Raw genomic sequence first — 1,848 nt, 5'->3', positions numbered from 1 at the left:
CCAACACATCTACGCCGCTAACCATAAACAACTATCAAGGAGTTGAATGAGGGCTAAGGCGCATTCTAAGCAAAACGTGGCTCAAAATAAAGCTGAGAAAACAGAGCGTTATTACACTCTGGGATACGTCCCGCGATTCACCTTAAAGGACAATGGCTTAAGGCTGTAGGCTTTGAGATTGGTGGCTCGGTGATGGTGAAAACCATGGACGGCTGTTTAATGTTGATCCCCGGGAGTTCCGAGACCAACAGCCTTAAACAGCAATACCAGCTCGAGCAAGTCAGTGAGATTAAGCTGAGAATGCGAGAACTGATTGGTGACTATAAAAGTCGCTAAGGGCAGGGAATGAGCCGCTCTTAAAAAGAAGACGCCGGAAGATCTCGGAGATCTTTCCAGCATTATATTTTTATGAACAACGTTAGTTTTTTAATTCGCCTTTATCCGTTTATAGTTATAAGACACATTAAGCAGTGTTTCTATAAGTCCTGAATCATCAGGCCAATCTATAATAAATCTTGGATAAGACGGTACGTAACTATTTGGATTCATAGCCTTTACCATCTCTTCCAATTCTTTTTTTATCTGATTTAGCACATTAATAGACAAAGGCGCTTTTTTTCCTTGTTGATGCAATTCTATTGCGTCAGAAACTAATTGGAGAGCATCTGTTAAAAAAGTTTTACCTGATGTTTTCATTTTAAAGATCTATATTTCCAAGGTTCAAGAACAAATATTTGCTCGGCACCACCACTATATTGAGGGCCAAAATCATACTGAGGGGCTACGTCCCCTAATGATAGTTGTGCCTGGTGTGATTTGGAATTGTTTGATCCCAGTCATACCATTCCAATCAGGGGGGAACGCTAACCCGCTTCTATTGGTATACGGTGTGAACGTTTCAAACACATATTGCCCTTCAGGCCTAGCCGTTTTTCCAAAGCCGTGAAAACGACTACCATAAAGGTTATTACCAGCTTTTTGTACAGACATACCGGAGAGATCAAAAGAGTCAATGATTTGTTTTCTCCGAGCTCTGTCTACTCCCGTTGAGCTCAAGTACTCTGAAGCATCTCTTACACCTTGGTATGGGTCTGGAGGTGCATTGGATATATTCGATGTCCCACTCAGCCCAAACGGATCAATCCAACCCGTAGGATTTTTGACATAGGAATAGGGTTTTACTCCACCCGACAAACCAAGCGGGTCTGGCGAGATATACTGCGCGGTCTCCGGCGAGTAATAGCGGTGACGATTGTAGTACAGCCCCGACTCCGCATCCTCATACTGCCCACAGAACCGAAAATTGCACCCCACATGGTAATCCGCATCATTCGACGCAAGCACCTGCGATTTTTCCGCTTGGCCCCACGTTTTCAGCCGCTGCGCCCAAACTAGCGTACCATTTTCGTTGAGCATCTCGCGTGGCGTACCTTGATGGTCGCTTATAATATAGTGTAGCTTGCCTTTTTCAACACGAGCTGATGGCGTCAATGCCCCCGGTTCATACAGCCAGCGTACGCGGCTGTCCAGCGCCAGCGAGCCATCCGCGTAAATCGGCGTCTCTTCGATGAGCTGGTCACCGCTCCACAGGTAACCCTGCCCCATGATGGCATCGGCTCTCGGTGTCAAATCCGGTTTGCCGTCCAGCCAGCGTTGCAGGTTGGTCGCTGTCAGTTTGCCGTCATGTACCTTGAGTTTACGTATTCTTCGACCAAAAGCATCGTATTGATAGTGCCAACGCGAGCCGTCCGGTGTTTCGCAATGGGTAAGTTGGTTTTGCGTATTCCATCGGTAGCGCCAGACTTGTGGGCGGAAGCCGTCACGCTGTTCGGTTTTTTCCACCAGACG

The 1,848-nt window shown here is 46.8% G+C and carries 2 protein-coding genes and 1 pseudogene; 1 reads left to right on the top strand and 2 read right to left on the bottom strand.

What is annotated here, in order from left to right; all coding sequences use genetic code 11:
- Positions 1-46: 46 nt before the first annotated feature.
- Positions 47-336, top strand: a pseudogene (locus BM100_RS23990) (SymE family type I addiction module toxin).
- A 90-nt stretch (positions 337-426) separates the two neighbouring features.
- Here the strand turns inward: BM100_RS23990 and BM100_RS22305 are convergent.
- Together BM100_RS22305 and BM100_RS22300 are read right to left on the bottom strand one after the other, a co-directional pair.
- Positions 427-696 carry a hypothetical protein gene (locus BM100_RS22305; RefSeq protein ID WP_092514989.1) on the bottom strand — a complete coding sequence of 90 codons (270 nt, stop codon included), beginning with the start codon at positions 694-696 and terminating at the stop codon, positions 427-429.
- Between the two features lie 72 nt (positions 697-768).
- A partial coding sequence (locus tag BM100_RS22300) for an RHS repeat domain-containing protein (protein ID WP_244896549.1) occupies positions 769-1,848 on the bottom strand: 1,080 nt, incomplete at its 5' end.

It is taken from the genome of Xenorhabdus mauleonii (assembly GCF_900113945.1).
GTDB lineage: Bacteria > Pseudomonadota > Gammaproteobacteria > Enterobacterales > Enterobacteriaceae > Xenorhabdus > Xenorhabdus mauleonii.
This window is presented reverse-complemented; position numbering and strand designations above follow the sequence as displayed.